Genomic DNA, 15,643 nt, shown 5'->3' on the forward strand with positions numbered 1-15,643 from the left:
TATAGGGTCCAAGCCATGAAGTGGAATTTGCCCAATATCCTGACGGTTCTACGCCTGCTGGCTGCGCCCGGTCTGGCCGTTATGTTTTTGTACTTCACCCGGCCCTATGCGGACTGGTTCGCTTTGATCCTGTTCCTTTCGGCGGCGATCACCGATTGGTTCGATGGCTATCTGGCCCGTGCGTGGAAACAGGAAACCAAGATGGGCGCGATGCTGGACCCGATTGCCGACAAGGCAATGGTGGTGATCGCACTGATGATTCTGGTTGGCTATTCGACCGAACACTGGACGCCATGGCTGGTGCTACCGGCCACCGTGATCTTGTTCCGCGAGGTTTTTGTCTCGGGCCTGCGCGAATATCTGGGCGATGTGGCGGGGACGCTGAAGGTTACAAAGCTGGCCAAGTGGAAAACAACAGCGCAGATGATCGCCATCGCGGTACTGTTCTCGCAGGGTATCTTTGAACACTATGCCGTGATGGCAAGTTTCGGTATGGATGCCGAGCTGGTGGAACAGATCATCGTGGGGAAGGTTGAAGACGTGAACCACCTGCGCTGGCACATCAACGGCATGTTCTGGTCGGGTCAAGTCGGGCTGTGGTTGCTGTGGATTGCGGCGGCGCTGACATTGATCACCGGCTATGATTACCTACGTAAAGCCATGCCACATCTGAAGGAGATCTGAGGGATGGATGTGCTGTATTTTGCATGGGTACGCGAACGTATCGGTTTGCCAAAGGAAAAGGTCGAGACGCAGGCAGTCACTGTCAATGATCTGGTGGCCGAGTTGAGCGCTCGGGAAGAACGCTATGCCGCGGCATTTGCCGATTTGTCCGCCCTGCGCGTTGCACTGGATCAGGAGTTGTCGGATTTTGACGCCTCGCTGTCGGGCGTTCGGGAAGTGGCGTTTTTTCCACCAATGACGGGCGGTTGAGCGATGCGGATCGCTGTTCAGCAGGAAGCATTCGATCTGGGCGCCGAGGCCAATGCTTTTGCCGCCGGGGATGATGCCAACGGAGCCATTGTCACCTTCACTGGCGTTGTGCGCGACCTGGCAAGCGGTGATCTGGATGTGATGGAGATTGAACACTATCCGGGTATGACGGAACGGGCGCTGACCAAGATTGCCCAGGAAGCCAAGGAGCGGTGGTCATTGGGTGACGTGCTGGTGATCCATCGTCATGGCCGACTGGCCCCGGGAGACAGGATCATGATGGTGGCGACCGCTGCGCCGCATCGTAAAGATGCGTTTGAGGCAGCGGAATATCTGATGGATTATCTGAAGTCTCGCGCACCTTTCTGGAAGAAGGAAATCACCCACTCTGGTGCGGAATGGGTCGCAGCCAAAGACGAAGACGAAGACGCGCTGACCCGGTGGTAGTGATTTAGCGACCGTTTATTCTTGCAAACTTGGGCGGTGGCGCAAGGTCGTATACTTAATCCGCGTTGTTGATCCGTCCGCGCAGTTCTTCGGCCTCCTGACGCGCGGCCCGCAGGCCATCCATAGCAGCTGCCAGCTCGGCCTCTGTCTGGGTTAGCTGGTTTGTCAATTCGGCCTCACGTTGCTGCAAATAGGTGATGGCCTGATCGCGGGTTTCCTCGGCCTCGTGCAACTCCTGACTCATCCGATCCAGATCGGCAACGTCGCTTTGACTTACTCGGGACAGGCGGTGCGCCAACCAGTTGGCAAACCAGCCCATGCAGAAGGCGGCGAACAGGATAATGGCAGTTACAATGACGAATTCTGTTCTGTTCAACTTACTGGTCCCCTGCATCCGCATCTGGTGCGGTCGTGTCGGTTTGGTCCTCTGCGGAAGTCGCAGCCTCGGCCTCAAGCGCTTCAAGGCCTGTTTCTCTACCCTCAACAGGCTCAGGGCGGATCAGACGGAACTCGATCCGGCGGTTTTCTTCCCGACCCTCTTCGGTGTCGTTGTCAGCGATGGGTTGCGTTTCCCCATACCCCACGGCGGTGTAGCTGCTGGTAGGAATGCGCCGCCCGCGCAGCTCGTTCAGAATGGATTGCGCCCGCGCCTGGCTGAGTTGTTGGTTCATCTCTTCACGGCCCTGACTGTCTGTGTGGCCCTGAATCTCCATACGGATCGGACCGCAGTCGCGCAGGATATCCGCAATCTGGTTCACCACATCGCGCGAGTCTGATGCAATCGTGGCCGATCCGGGCTCAAAGGCGATTTTGCTGGTGGCCTGAATTTCAGCAATTTGGGCCTCGCAGACTTCCGGGTCGGGCAGGGCGTCCTCGGGTTCCGGTGGGGGCTGATAGGTGATGGTCAGGGTGTATTCCTGCCCCTCGCCCAACTTGTCGGACAATTGACCTGCGATGCGGGCCTTGGCGTCTTCTTCGTGGCTGAGGCCGATCAGTTCGACCGTATCGGGTGTTACGGTCAATACGCCGTTGTGGAGCTGACCCAAAGCCTCCAGACCGGCCAGAACACGTACAGGCCAGTCCGTCGGGAGATCCGAAACGATGCGGGTGGCAGTATATACCTGATCGGATCCAAAGGCCGCGCGCGCGTAGCTGTCGACCATGTCGCGCAGAGTTTCATCACCCAGCCGTCCGCGCAATTGCACCAGCCCCTCAGGGCTGCGGGTGGCCGAGAACTCGACCGGGCCATTTGGGTTCGTTGTCTCAGGCTCGGGCAATACGGCGTGCAAGGCGAAGACCGCAGGCAGCTCGGTTTCAAGCTCGCCCACAACCCGGTCGAACAACGCAGGATCGGTTCCCTCCGCTGCGATCAGGGTAATGTCCGCGTCTGACATGGTGACCGAACCCTGGCCTATCCGGAACAGCGCCTGAATGCTTTTCTCGGCTGCTTCTGGCCAGCGTGGCGATGGTTCGCCCAAGGCGATGGTGCAGGAATAAGGCCCCGTTAACCCGGCGTTTTTCGCGGCGGCCACGATTCGGTCACGTGCCTTCTCATCCTGCGCCGAGCAGGCGTCAAAATGCCCGCCTTCTTCGTCGATCAGGTAACGCAAAGTAAATGGAGTGACGACCGGGCGAGGTGCTGAAATTGCCAGCCCAACCCGCAGGCTGGGCGGTGCCGTACGCGTCAGGTCGCGTTCCAGTTTTTGTTTTTCTTGCTGACTGTTGGCAATTGCCGTGATCCTGACCAGATCCGGGCTGGCGGAAATTTTGGCGCGGGGCAGGTGGGTCAGGGCCTCCAACGCGTAAGATATTGCGGCATCCCACCCTTTGGGCTTTGGGTAATCTGCTGTTTCCATCAGGTCCGAAATGGCAACAGATCTGTCCAGATTGCCAAGCCGTTGGATCAGCTTGTCCCTGTTCTCACTGGCCGGGATCAGACCTATCACCGAAATTCCACTGTCATTTCGCAGGATTTCTACCGAAAAGCGCGGTGCTGCGAGGGCGGAAGTTGCGATAACCTCCATTTCGTCGATTACGCGGGATGTATCAACTTCGGTTCCCGCGGCGGTCAGAGCGTTAAAGCGGGTCGCTTCATCTGGCGCTGTACCGGTCAGGACCACCCGCAAACCATCGGCTTCGACCTCGGCCCAATCGTGTCCTTTCAGGTCCAGCGAGCGCCGTACAGCGAGTTCCGATGATTCTTCGATCTCGGTAACAGCATAGCTGGCCGCCAGAAGTGACAGGCCAGCTGATACAAGAAAGATCAGGGAAACAGCGATAAAATACGGCAGACGCATGTTTGGGTTTGGCACTCCTCAGGCGTTTGCGCCGATCTTTACAGGCCCCGTTCAGCGGGTGCAATCAGAGCAACAAGGCGACGCAAAGGAAGATCAGCGGAATAAAGCCGGTATCGCGGTTGGCCCGAAACAGCAGCAGCAGCTTGGCGTTGTCTTCGGTATCAAGCCCGCGCAATTGCCACATCATGTGCCAGCCCATGGCCCAGGGGCCGCAAAGCGCGACCCCCAACGCCAGAATTGACGCGTCAGGCACCCCGGCATCAATAATGGCCAGCCCCATCAGCGATACTGTTGCGACCAGAAAATACTTCAGCCATTTCGCCGTGTCGGTGCCAAACAGGCGCGCGGTGGATTTGATGCCGACCAGTTCATCATCCTCGGTATCCTGATGTGCATAGATCGTGTCATAGAACAGGGTCCAGGCGATGCCGGACAGGTACAGCGTGACAGCAGGCCAGCCGAGCGACCCGCTATGCGCCGTCCAAGCCAGTAATGCGCCCCAGTTGAAGGCCAGCCCCAGAAAAACCTGAGGCCACCACGTAAACCGCTTGGCAAACGGATAAACGGTCACCGGCAGTAAAGATAACACACCCATGGCAATCGCCGCCTGATTGAAGCTGAGAAGAATGCCAAGCGCCAGAAGGCTTTGCAGTATCATCCAGGCCGCAGCTTGCCGGACACTGACTTGCCCCGACGGTATCGGGCGCGAGCGTGTGCGTTCAACCTGTGCGTCGAATTCCCGGTCTGTAATGTCATTCCACGTGCAACCGGCACCTCGCATCAAAAAAGCTCCGAATGCGCAGCCTAGGGCAATCCACAGATCTTCCCAACGCGGTTGACCGTCATGCAGGATGGCCAGCGCCAGCCCCCACCAACATGGAAGCAGCAACAGCCATGTGCCGATGGGCCGGTCTGCGCGGCTGAGGCGCAGATACGGTCGGGCAAAGGCTGGGGCATGGGTGTCGACCCAGTTGCCGGTGACGGCATCGGCGACTTGACCATCTGGTGTTGGGGCATTGCCTTGCATATGTAGGTCTCATGAATGCGAAAATCAGACTGTATGTAGAGCAGCCCTTGGGGCAGGGGCAATCGGTTCCTTTGACGCGCGATCAGGCGCACTATCTGTTTGGCGTCATGCGACTGCCGGTTGGCGGAGCAGTGGCGCTGTTTAACGGCAAAGATGGAGAGTGGCTGGCCGAGGTGGCCGAGTCCGGAAAACGCGGTGGCGCTCTGACCTGTGTCAGGCAGACCAAACCTTTGCAGCTGCCCCCCGATCTGTGGTTCCTGTTTGCGCCGATCAAAAAGGCGCGCACCGATTTCATTGTTGAAAAAGCAGCTGAAATGGGCGCGGCTCGCATCCTGCCAGTTCAGACCGAATTCACCAACGCAGACCGTATCCGGCAGGACCGGCTTCAGGCTCATGCAATCGAAGCAGCTGAACAATGCGGTGGAACCTACGTGCCCGAGGTGGCAGACCTTCAGCGGCTGGACCGTGTGCTGAAGACCTGGCCTGAAGGGCGGCAGTTGATGTTCTGCAACGAAGCCGAGGTCGGCTCGGCCCTGCGGCTGGCAGCGAATGAAAAAGGGCGCCCCTGGGCGATTCTCATCGGCCCGGAAGGCGGGTTTTCCAACGCTGAGCGTGCACGGCTGTCGACTTTACCCTATGCGCATGTGGTCAGTCTGGGCCCGCGTATTCTGCGGGCCGATACAGCGGCGGTGGCCGCATTGACCATGTGGCAGCAGGCATTGGGAGATTGGTCGTGATTCGCGAGGCGGTTCAATCGGATGCCCCGGCGCTAGAGAGGTTTCTGTCCCGCTACCCTGACAGTTCAATGTTTTTGCGCAGCAATTTGGCGGCCCACGGGGTGGGGTTGAATGCGAATGAATATTCCAGCCGCTACTTCATCTGGGGTGAGGATCAGGTCCGGGGTGTCTTCGGGCTCAGCAAGAAGGGCTATCTGATGGTTCAATTGCCCAACGCCGAAACCGAAGCTGCCGAGTGTTTCGCGCGGATGATCGAAGGCGAAACCGTTTTGGGTATGACGGGAGATGCACCTCAGGTCGAGCTGACGTTGGGCGCTCTGGGATTGGGGCAGGCGAAGTACCGGTTGAATCACGATGAACCGCTTTATCGACGTGACCTGCGAGGTCTGACTGAGGCACCTGTTCCTTATCGCGCTTTGCGCGCCGAGGATCGGTCAAGACTGCACACTTGGTTCGCGGATTACTTCGAAGATACTGGACAGGCCGCAGGCGAAGAGGCGCGTGAGCTGGCGGCAGAGCGCGTCGAGGCGGAATTGACCGCAGGTAGGGCGATTGTCCTGATGGAAGGCGACGCGCCGGTTGCCATGGCGTCTGTAAATGCCAGGGTTCACGACCAAATTCAGGTCGGTGGTGTTTTTGTTCCACGTAAAAACAGAAATCGTGGCTTGGGTCGACGGGTCACGACCGCATTGATGCAGAAAGCAAAATCCGAGGGCGCGGCGGCAGCGATCCTGTTTGCGAACAACGCACCTGCCGCCCGTGCCTATGAGGCGATTGGGTTCCAACAGGTGGGTTGGTACAAGGTCGCTTTGCTTCAGGAACCGCAAAGGGTTCTCTCATGAGTTTCATCCGACCTGAAGCAAAACTGGCGCTTTGGCGTTGGCGCGAGGTTCTGGTCGCAGCTTTTGTCCTGATCCTTGGTCTGAGCTGGATCAGCGGGCCGGGCGGACTGTTGGCCTGGATAGGCTGGTTTCTGATTGTCGTGTCAGCGGCTTTGGCCGTGATCGGCATACAGCGCGCGCGCTTCAGAACAGGTGTGGGCGGGCAAGGTGTCGTGACGATTGATGAAGGTCAGATCACTTATCTTGGCCCCTTGGATGGCGGCATCGTCGCGTCCCGCGAAATTGAGCGTTTGGCCCTTGACCCGACCTCCGACCCCGCACATTGGGTTCTGGATCAGCCGGGCCAGCCAACGCTTCACATTCCTGTGAATGCAGAAGGAGCCGAGGCGTTGTTCGACGTGTTCTCAAACCTGCCGGGCCTCAAAACCGAGCAAATGCTGTCGGAACTCAACGGCAAATCGCGGCATCCGGTCGTTATCTGGGAACGCACACCGTCGCGTCCGGCGCATTTGCCGTTGCATTGACACTGACGCCATTTGCGACCACGACTTGACCTTCAAAACAGACACAGCAGGATCGGAGCACGGTTCATGTCCATCCCTCAGTCCGGCGGCGGTCCGATCGAACGCCATGAACAACTGGCCGAATATCTGGAATCGGGTTGCAAACCCAAACAAGATTGGCGCATCGGCACCGAGCATGAGAAATTCGGCTATTGCAAGGACACGCTGAAACCTCTGCCTTTTGAAGGAAAGCGATCCATTGTCGCCGTGTTGGAGGGGTTGCGGGATCGCCACGGCTGGGGAGAGGTCCGTGAATCCGGTCATCTGATCGGTCTGGAAAAGGACGGCGCAAATGTCAGCCTTGAACCGGGTGGCGCGCTGGAGCTGTCGGGGGCCCCTCTGGAGACGATCCATGAAACCTGCGATGAGGTGAATACTCACCTGCGCGAGGTGAAGGATATCGCCGATGAGATCGGTGTGGGATTCATCGGTCTGGGCGCGGCGCCGATCTGGACGCATGACCAGATGCCGCTGATGCCCAAGGGGCGGTATCGGCTGATGAACGATTATATGGAAAAAGTTGGCACCATGGGCCGCGCCATGATGCGGCGGACGTGTACCGTTCAGGTCAATATCGACTTCGGGTCCGAGGCCGACATGGTACAGAAACTGCGCGTGGCGCTGGCATTGCAGCCCGTAGCGACGGCGCTGTTTGCCAATTCTCCGTTCTTCGAAGGTAAAGTGAACGGCCAGAAAAGCTGGCGCAGCCATATCTGGCGACATTTGGACGATGCGCGCACGGGCATGTTGCCCTTCGTGTTCGAGGATGGCTTTGGATTCGAACGCTATGTCCAATACGCGCTCGATGTGCCGATGTATTTCGTCTACCGCGACGGGCAGTACATCAACGCGCTGGGCATGTCGTTTCGCGATTTCCTCAAAGGTGAGTTGCCTGCATTGCCGGGGGAAACGCCGACCCTATCGGATTGGGCCGATCACCTGACGACGGCCTTCCCCGAAGCGCGGATCAAGAAGTTCATGGAGATGCGTGGCGCGGATGGTGGCCCTTGGCGACGGCTTTGCGCCTTGCCCGCCTTCTGGGTCGGGCTGACCTATGACCAAACCGCGCTGGATGCAGCGTGGGATCTGGTCAAAGGTTGGGATGCAGAAACGCGCGAGGGGCTGCGTGTTGCGGCGGCCAAAGACGGGCTTCAGGCGCAGGTTGGCAATGTCAACATGCATGATCTGGCGCGTGAAGTTGTGGCGATCTCTGAGGCGGGCCTGAAAGCCCGCGCGCGCCCTGGTGCTGGTGGGCTGGTCCCGGATGAGACGCATTTCCTGAACGCGTTGAAGGAAAGCATCGACACCGGCAAGGTTCCGGCAGATGAGTTGCTGGAACACTACAATGGCGACTGGAATGGCGATCTGACCCGGATTTATCCCGAATACAGCTATTGATGCGCACCGTCCCGCTTGCAATCGCGGGGCGGGGCCGATAGCAGGTTCTCGACCAAATTCAGAGGGCCGTCATGGACGATCTTAAGGCAAAATATCTGGGCCAAATCGCCGAAGCAGGCGACGAAAACGCGCTTGAGGCGATCCGCGTCGCGGCTGTTGGCAAAAAAGGCGAGGTCGCGCTGAAGATGCGCGAGCTGGGCAAGATGACGCCCGAGGAACGTCAGGTCGCAGGCCCGGCGCTGAATGCCCTGAAGGATGAAATCAACTCGGCGCTGTCCGCCAAGAAAGCCGCGCTGGCCGATGCTGCACTGGATGAGCGCCTGCGCACCGAATGGCTGGACGTCACCCTGCCGACCCGCGCCCGCCGTCAGGGCTCGATCCACCCGGTCAGTCAGGCGACCGAGGAGCTGACCGCGATTTTTGCTGAACTGGGTTTCTCGGTGGCCGAAGGGCCGCGTGTTGAAGACGACTGGTACAATTTCGACGCGCTGAACATCCCCGGTCACCACCCCGCACGGGCCGAGATGGACACGTTCTATATGCACCGCGCCGAGGGTGATAACCGCCCGCCGCACGTGCTGCGCACCCATACGTCTCCGGTGCAGATCCGGTCGATGGAGAAACAGGGCGCGCCGATCCGCGTGATTTGCCCGGGCGGCGTGTACCGCGCCGACTATGACCAGACCCACACGCCGATGTTCCATCAGGTCGAGGGGCTTGCCATCGACAGGGACATCTCGATGGCGAACCTGAAATGGGTCCTGGAAGAGTTCGTGAAAGCGTTCTTTGAGGTCGACGATGTCGAACTGCGCTTCCGCGCTTCGCACTTCCCGTTCACCGAGCCGTCGGCCGAGGTCGATATCCGCTGTTCCTGGGATAACGGCCAGCTGAAGATCGGCGAGGGCGACGACTGGATGGAGATTCTGGGATCCGGCATGGTCCACCCCAAGGTGATCGCCGCTGGAGGGATCGACCCCGAGGTCTATCAGGGTTTTGCGTTCGGGATTGGCATCGACCGTCTGGCGATGCTGAAATACGGTATTCCGGACCTGCGGGCGTTCTTTGATTCCGACCTGCGCTGGCTGCGCCACTATGGGTTTGCAGCGCTGGATATGCCGAACCTGCATGGTGGTTTGAGTAGATAAATGGAGCTAGTAGGCGCGGTTTGGGAGTTTATTACATCGCTGGGCGAGCAGTTTGTTGCGCTGGCGTTTACGCTGCTCGCCGCGCTAGTTTTCTATGCATTTCGCCTGAGGCCAATTCTGGTTTTCGGTCGCGCCCACTCCAGTCTACACAACCTGAATCTATCCCAAAATCAGGAGGGTCCCCCTGAAAAGGACCACTTCCTAGAGATTTATAACGAGCAATTTTTTGTTCAAAACAAGGGTAGGAAACCCGCCACAGACGTAAGTCTAGTCCTTAGCCATTTTCCTAGAAATATTTCCATTAATCCGGGTCAAAAAGTTAGTTATGAAGCTATTGAAAATGGACAGTGCCTGATCAAGTTACCCTACATCGCAGCCGATGAGTTGATTACCCTTGATTGCGTCTATCTTAATCAACGAGCTGCTTATCTTGCCTCGGTAAGGTGTTCGGAGAGCGTTGGAAAAGAAGTCGACTTCTTCACTGTGCAACGCTTCTCGAGCCTTACTTACAGTTTGTTGTGGTTGCTGATTTTGTTTGGTCTGGCTTTTCTAGTGCAGTTCGTAGCGGGACTGTTCTAGGTGAATAAAATAGGTGCGCGGAGCAAAGGCCCATAGGCCGCGCTATCGCCATCATGCGGTCTGGCCATAGCGCGGCTTGATGCTTTGACCTGACGTAGGGCGGGCTTCAGCCCGCCATGTGCGGTGGGTGGGTGCCGGGCTGAAGCCCGGCCTGCGTTCGGACCACACCGATATGTTAAGTGACAGGGCGGAATGCCCCGTTAGGGTCGGGCGCATGATCCGTCGATTGCTCTGCCTTCTCCTGCTGATGACCGCGCCCGCCTTTGCCATGGGTCCCTGGAAAACCGAATGCCACGGCGATATTGCCTGTGATCTCGGTGACCGCTCGTATCACGTTCTTGAACCTGATGGCTGGGATGGTGAAACACCTCTGCCCGTGCTGCTGCATTTCCATGGTTGGGCGCGGCAGGGGACCGTTGTGGTGAACCACGAACGGATTGCCGGGGCCACGAAACGTCGGGGTGTGCTGCTGGTTGCCCCGAACGGTTTGGGCAAAAGCTGGGATTTCTGGTCCGCACGCTCGGATGATGTGCCTTTTGCCGACCGGGTGCTTGAGGACGTGGCCAAGCGCTATCCGATTGACCCTAACCGCATCTATGTCTCGGGCTATTCCTTCGGCGGTGCGATGGCGTGGCGCTATGTGTGCCAGTCGGGCAATGACGTCGCTGCTTTGCTGGCCGTTGCGGGCAGCATTCGCCAGACAGAAAACTGCCCCGAAGCCCCGCGTGAGGCGCGCCATGTACACGGGCTCAGCGATACGGTGATGGATTTTCCTTATGGCGCAAATGGCGACACGACCCATCCGGTCTCGCTTTGGCGTGAAAAGTACAATTGCAACGGAGCGACCCCGCGGGGTGATTGGAGTGTGGAACCGTTCCTGACGCTTAGCCGAGTGGAATGGACCGATTGCACGCAGGGGCAGGTGACGCTGGACACGCATCCCGGCGGGCATTTCATCCCGCATGGCTGGATTGGGCGGCAGTTGGATGAGCTTTTGGGCCGCACCCCCAGCTATCCGTGACGCGCAGCGCTTGCACCCCGGCGCATTCTTTGCCATTGCCTGTGCCGACTGGATGTTTGCCAAAAAAGGCCCCGTGCAATGAAATTCACTCTGTCCTGGCTGAAAGACCACCTCGACACTGATGCTTCGGTTGATGAAATCGCCGAGGCGCTGACCGATCTCGGGCTTGAGGTCGAAGAGATCGTGAACCCGGCCGAACGGCTGGCAGGTTTTACACTGGGCTATGTGAAACACGCCGAGAAACACCCTGACGCGGACAAGCTGCGCGTTTGCAAGGTCGACACGGACGAGGGTGAGCTACAGATCATCTGCGGTGCGCCAAATGCGCGTGAAGGGATCACCGTCGTGGTCTGCAAACCGGGCATGTACATCCCTGGCCTGGACCTGACCATCAGTGTCGGCAAGATCCGTGGCGTCGAAAGCTTTGGCATGATGGCGTCCGAGCGTGAGCTGGAGCTGTCGGATGAACATGATGGCATCATCGAACTGCCTTCGGGCGAAGTGGGTGATACATTCGTGGACTGGCTTGCAGAAAGCGACCCGTCCAAAGTCGACCCGATGATCGAAATCGCGATCACTCCGAACCGCCCGGATGCGTTGGGGGTTGAAGGGATTGCGCGCGATCTGGCCGCGCGTGGAATTGGCACGTTGAAGCAGCGTGATTATACGCCTGTTCCGGGTGATTTCGATTGCCCGATCAAGGTGACGATCGACGAGGACACGCTGGACGGAGCGCCGCATTTCACCGGCCGTTTGATCCGTGGCGTGAAGAATGGCCCCAGCCCGCAATGGCTGCAGGATCAGTTGAAGGCCATAGGTCTGCGTCCGATCTCGGCGCTGGTGGATATCACCAATTACATGACCTACGATCACAACCGCCCGTTGCACGTGTTCGACGCCGACAAGGTGCAGGGCAACCTGCGGGTGCACCGCGCCAAAGGCGGCGAGACGCTGGTCGCACTGGATGAAAAAGAATACACGCTGCAACCCGGAATGATGGTGATTTCGGATGACAAGGGCCCGGAATCGATTGCGGGCATCATGGGCGGTGAGGAAACCGGATGTACCGAGGAAACGGTAAACGTTTTCCTCGAAAGCGCGTTCTGGGATCATGTGCAAATTGCGCTCACAGGCCGTGCGCTCAAGATCAATTCCGACGCGCGCTATCGGTTCGAGCGCGGTGTCGACCCGGAGTACACCCGCGAGGGGCTGGAACACGCGACCCAGATGATTCTGGACATCTGCGGCGGAGAAGCCTCCAACGTGGTTGAGGCTGGCAAAGCGCCGAACCATGCGCGCGCATACAAGCTGAATGCGGAAAGGGTGCAGTCTCTGGTTGGGATGGATATTCCCGAAAGCGAACAGCGACAGACCCTGACCCGTCTGGGCTTTCGTCTGGAAGGCGAGATGGCCCATGTCCCCAGCTGGCGCCCGGATATCCTGGGCGAGGCCGATCTGGTGGAAGAGGTCGCGCGGATTGCTTCCTTGACAAAGCTGCAAGGCAGGCCGCTGCCGCGCGTGACCGAGGGGATACCGAAACCGGTGATGACCCCGGCGCAACGCCGTCAGTCCATGGCGCGCCGTACCTGCGCGGCGCTGGGTTATAACGAATGCGTCAGTTATACGTTCATTGATCAGGCTTCGGCGGCTTTGTTCGGTGGCGGCGATACTACGACCATGCTGGAAAACCCGATCTCGTCCGAGATGAGCCATATGCGCCCCGATCTGTTGCCCGGCCTGTTGCAGGCTGCGGCCCGCAATCAGGCGCGTGGTTTCGCGGATGTCGCCCTGTTCGAGGTCGGTCCGGTCTTTCACAATGGCGAGCCGGGTGATCAGAAAACCCAGATCACCGGTCTGCTGGTAGGACGTTCGGGCCCCAAGGATGTGCACGGTGCTGCGCGCCCAGTGGACGTTTTCGACGCCAAGGCAGATGTAGAGGCCGTTCTGGCCGCCATTGGCGCACCCGAAAAGGTTCAGATTCTGCGCGATGACGATCCATGGTGGCATCCGGGCCGTCATGGCAAAATCTGTCTGGGCCCGAAAAAAGTACTGGGTGTCTTCGGAGAGCTGCACCCACGCATTTTGCAGGCCATGGACATAAAAGGTCCGGCAATGGCATTCACCATCTGGCCGGACGAAGTGCCTTTGCCCCGCAAATCTGGTGCCACCCGCGCTGCGCTGGAACTGCGCGACTTGCAGGCGGTCGAGCGTGATTTTGCTTTTGTCGTCGATGCCGATGTCGAAGCGCTGACGCTGGTAAACGCAGCCGCAGGCGCTGACAAGGCACTGATTGAGGGCGTGCGTGTCTTTGACGAATTCATCGGCGGCAGCCTTGGCGAAGGCAAAAAGTCCCTTGCCATTACAGTGCGCCTGCAACCGACCGAGGCGACTCTGAAGGAAAAAGACATCGAAGCTGTGGCCGAGAAGATCATTGCCAAGGTTGCCAAGGCGACGGGTGGGGTCCTTCGCGGTTAGAGCTCTGAGGCTCCAATGGAAAGCGCGCCTTCGGGCGCGTTTTTTATTTGGACAGGAACTTGGTCAGTAAGTCATAGACCAGCCGGATGCGGCGGCTGGTGTGCAACTCGCGATGCGTGGTCAACCAGATCGGAAATGTGATAGCCTCCATCCCGGGGCACACACGCTCCATACCTGGTGCCGCATCACCGACGGTCTGCGACATGGGCGCTATGCCAAAGCCTTGTTTGGCATATTCCCAAGCCACTATTCCGTTCTGAGACCCAAGCCGGAAATTCTCGTTGGTCAGGTGAATGCCAAGCGGTTTCAGATAGGCGATCATCTGATTGTCGTCGCCGAAGCTGATGAACTCATGCCGTGAAAGGTCCTGCTTTGATTTCGGGCGTCCCGCACGGTTGAGATACTCTGTGGTTGCATAGAAATGCCCCGACGCCTCCTGTACCAGTTTCGCGATTAGGTCGGGTTGATCAGGACGGACATGGCGGATCGCGATATCTGCCTCGCGCCGCATAAGATCCTGAATATCGTTTGAGGCAATCACGTCAATCCGCAGGCGCGGGGCTTGCGTCCGGATTTCGCGCAGCAGGTCGGGCAAGACATAGGCCGACATCACGTCACTGGCAGTGATGCGAACCCGGCCTTCAATGGATTGTGCCTGTCCGGATGCCGTCAGCGCGATGCGGTTGGCGGCGTCCCCCATTTTGCGAGTATGATCCAGCAGCTCCAATCCAGCCTGAGTGATCTCAAGAGTTCTGCCAACCCGTTCAAACAGCATCACGCCCAAGTCCTGTTCAAGCGCTGCTATCTGGCGACTAAGCGTAGGCTGGGTTTGCCGTAGCTGCCGTGCCGCTGCGGAAAATGACCCGGTTTCAGCCGTCGCCAGAAAGGCCCGGATGTGGTTCCAATCAAAATCGCCAAAATCATTCATACAAAAATGTATAGTAAACCTGCAAATTTCGGCAATTTATATTCGGTCTGCGCATGAATAAATTCTCGCCGAAAGGAGACTCCTCTATGACCACGACCGCGAAATTTTGGGATGGAGTGGCCGAGAAATATGCCCGCTCGCCTATCAAAGACATGGCTTCGTACGAGCAAACGCTGGAACGGACAGCGTCTTACCTGAAGAAAACCGATGATGTTCTGGAACTTGGGTGCGGCACGGGCATGACTGCTCTGAAGCTTTCCGGATATGTAGGATCTATCACTGCAACCGACGTGTCCCCCGGTATGTTGGCCGTTGGACGTCGAAACGCCGCTTCGCAAAGCATCGAAAACGTCACCTTTGCCGAGGCTGATGCAAATCAACCGCCTCAGGGTTCATTTGATGCGGCGCTGGCATTCAACCTTTTGCATCTGGTCGAAGATCTGGATCTGACATTGAGCCGAGTACACTCGGTCCTTAGACCCGGCGGACTGTTTATTTCGAAAACCTTTTGCCGGCCGTCCAGCGGGGCGAGCCTGAAGTATTACGCTGTTCGTCTCGCGCTGCCGATCATGCAGTTCTTTGGTAAGGCTCCGTTTGTGCGATTCCTGCCTGAGGCGGATCTTGATGCGGCCCTTGAACGCGCCGGGTTCAGCATCATCGAGAGCGACAGTTTCCCCTTACGTGACGCCCGCCGATTCCTAGTGGCTCGTAAAATGTAAGGTTTTTCCGGAATCCGCGTTGGGCTTTGGGTGTGGGACCCTTAAATTGGTCGGGAACAACAGCGGAGTTTGCCATGGGCCTGAACGTATATCTTTCCGGAGAAATCCACACCGACTGGCGTGAACAGATCATCGATGGGGCGCAAGGGTTGGACGTGACCTTCAACGGCCCTGTGACCGATCACGCGGCCAGTGATGATTGTGGTGTAGCCATTCTGGGGGCCGAGCCGAACAAGTATTGGCACGACCACAAGGGTGCGATGGTCAATGCGATCCGGACCCGCAAGGGGATTGCGGATGCGGATGTTGTCGTCGTCAGGTTTGGTGACAAGTACAAACAGTGGAACGCCGCCTTTGATGCGGGTTATGCTGCAGCACTGGGCAAGTCTATCATCGTTCTGCACGGCCCGGATCATCAGCACGCGCTGAAAGAAGTTGATGCCGCCGCACTGGCCGTTGCGGAAGAACCTGCTCAGGTGGTCGAAATTCTGCGTTACGTGCTGACTGGTGCTCTGCCCGGCTGATCGATGAA

The 15,643-nt window shown here is 58.3% G+C and carries 17 protein-coding genes; 13 read left to right on the forward strand and 4 right to left on the reverse strand.

The genetic code is table 11. The features are described from left to right. The first annotated feature begins 15 nt into the window (after positions 1-15). The 3 genes from pgsA to ACR0AP_RS10095 are packed head-to-tail and all read left to right on the forward strand — an operon-like array spanning position 16 to position 1,380. Positions 16-684 carry a CDP-diacylglycerol--glycerol-3-phosphate 3-phosphatidyltransferase gene (gene pgsA / locus ACR0AP_RS10085; protein ID WP_480506643.1) on the forward strand — a complete coding sequence of 223 codons (669 nt, stop codon included), beginning with the start codon at positions 16-18 and terminating at the stop codon, positions 682-684. Between the two features lie 3 nt (positions 685-687). Next, positions 688-933, forward strand: coding sequence for a molybdopterin converting factor subunit 1 (gene moaD, locus ACR0AP_RS10090; RefSeq protein ID WP_209506660.1), 246 nt, complete (start codon positions 688-690; stop codon positions 931-933). 3 nt (positions 934-936) lie between these two features. Continuing rightward, positions 937-1,380: a molybdenum cofactor biosynthesis protein MoaE gene (locus tag ACR0AP_RS10095; RefSeq protein WP_480494390.1), complete on the forward strand. Its 444-nt coding sequence runs from the start codon at positions 937-939 to the stop codon at positions 1,378-1,380. Between the two features lie 55 nt (positions 1,381-1,435). Here the strand turns inward: ACR0AP_RS10095 and ACR0AP_RS10100 are convergent, their stop codons facing one another. From ACR0AP_RS10100 to ubiA, 3 genes are all read right to left on the reverse strand, one after another. Continuing rightward, on the reverse strand, positions 1,436-1,756 hold the full coding sequence (locus ACR0AP_RS10100) for a hypothetical protein (RefSeq protein WP_267365430.1): 321 nt from the start codon (positions 1,754-1,756) through the stop codon (positions 1,436-1,438). 1 nt (position 1,757) lies between these two features. After that, on the reverse strand, positions 1,758-3,677 hold the full coding sequence (locus ACR0AP_RS10105) for an OmpA family protein (protein ID WP_480483002.1): 1,920 nt from the start codon (positions 3,675-3,677) through the stop codon (positions 1,758-1,760). A gap of 64 nt (positions 3,678-3,741) precedes the next feature. After that, positions 3,742-4,704, reverse strand: a complete 963-nt coding sequence (ubiA, locus tag ACR0AP_RS10110) for a 4-hydroxybenzoate octaprenyltransferase (RefSeq protein WP_480506645.1) — start codon at positions 4,702-4,704, stop codon at positions 3,742-3,744. A gap of 11 nt (positions 4,705-4,715) precedes the next feature. Between ubiA and ACR0AP_RS10115 the strand changes: the two genes are divergently transcribed. The 8 genes from ACR0AP_RS10115 (at position 4,716) to pheT (ending at position 13,464) form a co-directional block, all read left to right on the forward strand. Next, positions 4,716-5,441 carry a 16S rRNA (uracil(1498)-N(3))-methyltransferase gene (locus tag ACR0AP_RS10115; protein ID WP_480506647.1) on the forward strand — a complete coding sequence of 242 codons (726 nt, stop codon included), beginning with the start codon at positions 4,716-4,718 and terminating at the stop codon, positions 5,439-5,441. Then, complete coding sequence (locus ACR0AP_RS10120; protein WP_480506648.1) at positions 5,438-6,283, forward strand: GNAT family N-acetyltransferase; 846 nt, start codon at positions 5,438-5,440, stop codon at positions 6,281-6,283. The genes ACR0AP_RS10115 and ACR0AP_RS10120 overlap by 4 nt, the downstream gene beginning before the upstream one ends. Continuing rightward, positions 6,280-6,807 (forward strand): hypothetical protein, encoded by a 528-nt coding sequence (locus ACR0AP_RS10125; protein WP_209506653.1) that lies wholly within the window; start codon positions 6,280-6,282, stop codon positions 6,805-6,807. The genes ACR0AP_RS10120 and ACR0AP_RS10125 overlap by 4 nt, the downstream gene beginning before the upstream one ends. A gap of 66 nt (positions 6,808-6,873) precedes the next feature. Beyond that, the gene (locus ACR0AP_RS10130; protein ID WP_267365439.1) at positions 6,874-8,244 is read left to right on the forward strand and encodes a glutamate--cysteine ligase; all 1,371 of its coding nucleotides are present in this window, start codon (positions 6,874-6,876) and stop codon (positions 8,242-8,244) included. Between the two features lie 71 nt (positions 8,245-8,315). Beyond that, positions 8,316-9,389 (forward strand): phenylalanine--tRNA ligase subunit alpha, encoded by a 1,074-nt coding sequence (gene pheS / locus ACR0AP_RS10135; protein ID WP_480506650.1) that lies wholly within the window; start codon positions 8,316-8,318, stop codon positions 9,387-9,389. Next, entirely contained in the window at positions 9,390-9,968 is a 579-nt protein-coding gene (locus ACR0AP_RS10140) for a hypothetical protein (protein ID WP_480506651.1), read from the forward strand. Between the two features lie 214 nt (positions 9,969-10,182). Then, complete coding sequence (locus tag ACR0AP_RS10145; protein ID WP_480506652.1) at positions 10,183-10,989, forward strand: CE1 family esterase; 807 nt, start codon at positions 10,183-10,185, stop codon at positions 10,987-10,989. A gap of 78 nt (positions 10,990-11,067) precedes the next feature. Then, positions 11,068-13,464 carry a phenylalanine--tRNA ligase subunit beta gene (pheT, locus tag ACR0AP_RS10150; protein WP_480506654.1) on the forward strand — a complete coding sequence of 799 codons (2,397 nt, stop codon included), beginning with the start codon at positions 11,068-11,070 and terminating at the stop codon, positions 13,462-13,464. A gap of 43 nt (positions 13,465-13,507) precedes the next feature. Here the strand turns inward: pheT and ACR0AP_RS10155 are convergent, their stop codons facing one another. Then, the gene (locus ACR0AP_RS10155) at positions 13,508-14,392 is read right to left on the reverse strand and encodes a LysR family transcriptional regulator (protein WP_480506656.1); all 885 of its coding nucleotides are present in this window, start codon (positions 14,390-14,392) and stop codon (positions 13,508-13,510) included. An 86-nt stretch (positions 14,393-14,478) separates the two neighbouring features. Between ACR0AP_RS10155 and ACR0AP_RS10160 the strand changes: the two genes are divergently transcribed. After that, a complete protein-coding gene (locus ACR0AP_RS10160) occupies positions 14,479-15,111 on the forward strand; it encodes a methyltransferase domain-containing protein (protein WP_480506657.1) in 633 nt (210 codons plus the stop codon). Between the two features lie 74 nt (positions 15,112-15,185). Beyond that, on the forward strand, positions 15,186-15,635 hold the full coding sequence (locus tag ACR0AP_RS10165; RefSeq protein WP_209506645.1) for a YtoQ family protein: 450 nt from the start codon (positions 15,186-15,188) through the stop codon (positions 15,633-15,635). The last annotated feature ends 8 nt before the right edge of the window (positions 15,636-15,643 follow it).

The organism is Ruegeria sp. AF7, assembly GCF_056541885.1.